The following is a 3,124-nucleotide window of genomic DNA, read 5'->3' as shown; positions in this document are numbered from 1 at the left end:
ACATCAAGGCGCGCAATGAAGCCCATCAAATTGCCCTGGGTGGCAACCAGAACCCCGGCTGGAAGACCGTCAACGAGATCCGCCGGGAAGAGAACCTGACACCCATCGATAACGGCAACACCCTTTATCAACCTGTGACCGGTGAGCAACGTGAACCAGCGCAAACTGATGAACCTGATTCGGAAAAACCCGACGACATCCGGAATCCGGGTACAGACCAATGACCAACAGGCAACGCTCTACGTGTATGACGTCATCGACGACTGGTGGGGCATCGATGCCGAAAGCTTTGTTCGTGAAGTCAATGCTTTGGACGTACCAACCCTGAATGTCCGGATCAATTCACCCGGCGGCGACGTATTCACCGCCCGCGCCATGCAAACGGCACTGGCACAGCACCCGGCCACCGTCATTGCCCATGTTGACGGACTGGCTGCCAGTGCGGCCACCTTTCTGGCCATGGGGGCCAACGAAGTGCGCATCAGTGAAGGCGCGTTTTTCATGATCCACAAGGGCTGGGCGTTTACCGTCGGCAATGCCGATGAACTGCGGACCCAGGCAGAACTGCTGGATTTGATCGACAGCAACATGGCGAATGAATACGCCACCCGGACCGGGTTAGACCAAAAGACGGTGCTGGATATGATGGCCGACGAGACCTGGATGAACGGGCAGCAGGCGGTGGACAACGGTTTTGCCGACCGGCTGGCGGATGGCATCAATGACCGTCAGGCAAATAATAAATGGTTTGATTTAAGCGCCTACCGACATCCGCCAGAAACTTATCCATCAACCCATCCTGCCGCCCTGCGTGCGCACCTTGAACGACGGCTGGCGCTGATTGCCTGAGCCATGCACAGGACGCTTTTGCTCTGCCTTGCCCTGCTGGCCACTGAGTTAACTCACGCCCCTTTACTAATTACCGGAAATTACCATGGATATTCAAACCCTGAGAGAACAACGCAGTTCGGCCGCCAGTGCGGCCAGACAGTTGCTCGACAGCATCGAGCCAGAGCACTGGAACGACGACCACAATCAACGGTACGACGCCATTGTCGCCGAGATTGGCCGCATCGATGACCAGCTGGAACGGCTGGAAGAACAACTGAAAATCGAAGCCGCTGACCACGCCATTACCCGGCAACGAAGCGAACGGGAAGGAGTATCCGACGATGAAGCGCACCACAATATCGCCATGGAAAAAACGATCTTTAGTTGTTTCCTGCGTGGTGGTATTGATGCTCTTGATGTGGATCAGCGTCAGTATGTGGAACAACGGCGACTCCGGGCCGACCTGTCCACCGGTACCGACACCGCCGGCGGCTACCTGGTGCCCACCGATTTTGCCACCCGACTGATTGAAGAGATGAAATTATTTGGCAACATGCGACTGGTGGCGACCATCCAGCAGACCGACAGCGGCGTCCCCATTGAATGGCCGGTGGCCGACAACCTGGACCAGGAAGGCGAAATCGTCGCCGAGAACACCGCCGTTACCGACGAAGACCCGACTTTCGGCATCAAAACCATTGGTGCCTGGAAGTACAGCTCCAAAGGCGTCGCCGTGCCCTTTGAGCTGTTGCAGGATTCACGCATTGACATTGAAGCCTACGTGGTGCGCCTGCTGGCCCAGCGCATCAGCCGCATCACCAACAGGCATTTTACTTTGGGCACCGGCATCGGCCAGCCTGATGGCATTGTGCCCTCTGCCACCAAGGGTGCCACCGCCGCCACCGCTGTGACTATTGGTTTTGATGACCTGATCAATCTGGAGCACAGCGTGGACCCGATTTATCGCATGAACGCGCAATTTATGTTTGCCGACCAGGCGCTGAAAACCATCAAGATGCTCAAAGACAAGGAAGGCCGACCATTGTGGATCCCTGGCATTGCTGTCAGTGAACCGGACACCATCCTGGGTTATTCCTACGTCATTAATCAATACATGGCCGCGCCAGCGGCGAATGCCAAGTCTGTTTTGTTTGGCCAGCTGGCCAATTACCTGATCCGTGATGTCATGTCGGTGACCTTGTTCCGCATGACCGACAGTGTCTACACCCGTAAAGGGCAGGTGGGTTTTCTGGCCTTCAGCCGCCACGACGGGGCGTTGCTGGATGCCAGCGGCCAGTCGGTAAAATACCTGCAGCACGCGGCCGCCATGAAGGCCAAAGTATGAGCGGTTGGTTGTCCATTGACGACATGTTGCTCTGGTGCCGGGAAGTAGACAATGACGACACCCGGTCCGTGTTGTCCAGTATCGGCAAAGCGGTGGAACTGGGCATTGAACGGCACCTGAACCGCAAAGTCGTGGCCAGCCAGGCAGCCTGGGAGGCTATGGATTCGCCACCGGATCACGCCGTGATCGCTGACCCGGTGATCAAGCAGGCGGCATTATTGATGGTCAGCTATTTGAACGAAAACCGCGAAGCCGCCACCGAGGTGAACCTCGAGGAAATGCCCTACGGGTACACCTATTTGCTTAACGATTACCGCATCCGGAGCAACCCGTGAAGCGCCCCGCCGCGCCCGGCCAGCTGAAACATTGGGTCATTATTGAACAGCCCGTAGCCTGCAAACCCGCTGACCCGCTGACCGACGAGCCACAATGCTGGCAGACCGTCACCAAGTGCTGGGCCGCCGTTCGCCCGGTGTCGGCCAAAGAGATCTTTGCCGCCGGCGGTTTTGTTGGCCAGAACGACGTGGCGGTGACTGTGCGCTACGACCCAAGCCTGGACGACATGACCCACCACTGGCGACTGTGGTGGCAAAACAAAAAACTGGGGGTGGCGGGTGTGCTGAACACCAATGCCCGTGATAAGTGGCTGAAGATCCTTACCAGCTGTTCAGAAGACAGCATTCGTTTGAAAAATCCCGATTTTGATGAGCCACTGCATAAGGTGGTTAACGTGATCATGCCGGAGTTGACATGAGTCTGTACCAATTAAACAAACCATTAAATCAAAAGACGGTTGAACAACGGTTCATTCGTGAACGCATCGACCTGTTAAGTGAACGTCAGTGGCAATTGACCGGTGATGATTATCGACGCTGCAAAATCAGCATTGATTACAATCGCCGGTTGCTTGACGATCCGACTGCTACCGTTACTTATTTACTTTTTAAT

At 55.8% G+C, this 3,124-nt stretch carries 6 protein-coding genes; all 6 read left to right on the top strand.

Annotated elements, in window-relative coordinates; translation table 11 throughout:
* A partial coding sequence (locus KDK14_RS10135) for a phage portal protein (protein WP_257264985.1) occupies positions 1 to 224 on the top strand: 224 nt, incomplete at its 5' end.
* Positions 169 to 849, top strand: a complete 681-nt coding sequence (locus tag KDK14_RS10130; protein ID WP_257264984.1) for a head maturation protease, ClpP-related — start codon at positions 169 to 171, stop codon at positions 847 to 849. The genes KDK14_RS10135 and KDK14_RS10130, both read left to right, overlap by 56 nt.
* Before the next feature lie 85 nt (positions 850 to 934).
* Positions 935 to 2,176, top strand: coding sequence for a phage major capsid protein (locus KDK14_RS10125; RefSeq protein ID WP_257264983.1), 1,242 nt, complete (start codon positions 935 to 937; stop codon positions 2,174 to 2,176).
* Positions 2,173 to 2,511 (top strand): head-tail connector protein, encoded by a 339-nt coding sequence (locus tag KDK14_RS10120; protein ID WP_257264982.1) that lies wholly within the window; start codon positions 2,173 to 2,175, stop codon positions 2,509 to 2,511. The genes KDK14_RS10125 and KDK14_RS10120 overlap by 4 nt, the downstream gene beginning before the upstream one ends.
* Entirely contained in the window at positions 2,508 to 2,930 is a 423-nt protein-coding gene (locus KDK14_RS10115; RefSeq protein ID WP_257264981.1) for a phage head closure protein, read from the top strand. The genes KDK14_RS10120 and KDK14_RS10115 overlap by 4 nt, the downstream gene beginning before the upstream one ends.
* On the top strand, positions 2,927 to 3,124 hold a 198-nt coding region (locus KDK14_RS10110; protein ID WP_257264980.1), incomplete at its 3' end, for a hypothetical protein. The genes KDK14_RS10115 and KDK14_RS10110, both read left to right, overlap by 4 nt.

Origin of the sequence: Endozoicomonas sp. ONNA2 (assembly GCF_024606365.1) — a bacterium.
In the GTDB taxonomy this organism is placed as follows: Bacteria; Pseudomonadota; Gammaproteobacteria; order Pseudomonadales; family Endozoicomonadaceae; genus Endozoicomonas.
The sequence above is the reverse complement of the archived record's forward strand: the minus strand, read 5'-3'. Positions and strand labels throughout refer to the sequence as shown.